The organism is Marinobacter sp. UBA2498 (genome assembly GCF_002341575.1).
GTDB classification, from domain to species: Bacteria; Pseudomonadota; Gammaproteobacteria; order Pseudomonadales; family Oleiphilaceae; genus Marinobacter; species Marinobacter manganoxydans.
The window spans coordinates 1-486 of sequence record NZ_DDOI01000043.1; the positions used below are offsets into that span (position 1 = coordinate 1).

Sequence of the window (486 nt, forward strand, 5' to 3'; positions counted from 1 at the left end):
GCTAGGTGAAGCTGCCAAGGCACTGGAAAAGGAGTTAAAAGGTCAAGCTGAGAGTCTTGGCGCTCTCGACGACGTCCTCAGCCATCCTATCGACATTCCCGACGGATTTGCAGATGGAATAGACGCGCTCGCAGAGCTTGTTGAAGTCAAGAGTCAGGCGGTTGACCAGGATAGTAGCTTTACCGAGGAGCCCACGACCTACAAGGGTAGCCAGGGCATGCAGGTGAGCGTTCTGCTCGTGGAAAAGGGGGAAGAACGCCTCGCGATGCTGGAGAAGGAGATGGCTCCGTATGGCTTTTCCTTCACCCGTGTAGATTGTAATGATGCCGGCGCACTTGGCAACGCATTGGCTGAGGTCCGCGGAGCAGCGGCCATTTTGTGTCGGGAATCGGCTCTTTCAGATGTTATGTCCATACGGAACACGTCTTTTGAGGAAAGCTCTCGTCGTCGCCTGCCGGTAATCTGCCTTGGCAGCGATAATTCTTT

1 pseudogene is annotated in these 486 nt (G+C 54.5%); it reads left to right on the forward strand.

Annotated features, from left to right (window positions below):
• Positions 1-486 (forward strand): annotated as a pseudogene (locus tag B2W52_RS04785) (diguanylate cyclase); the annotation flags it as partial.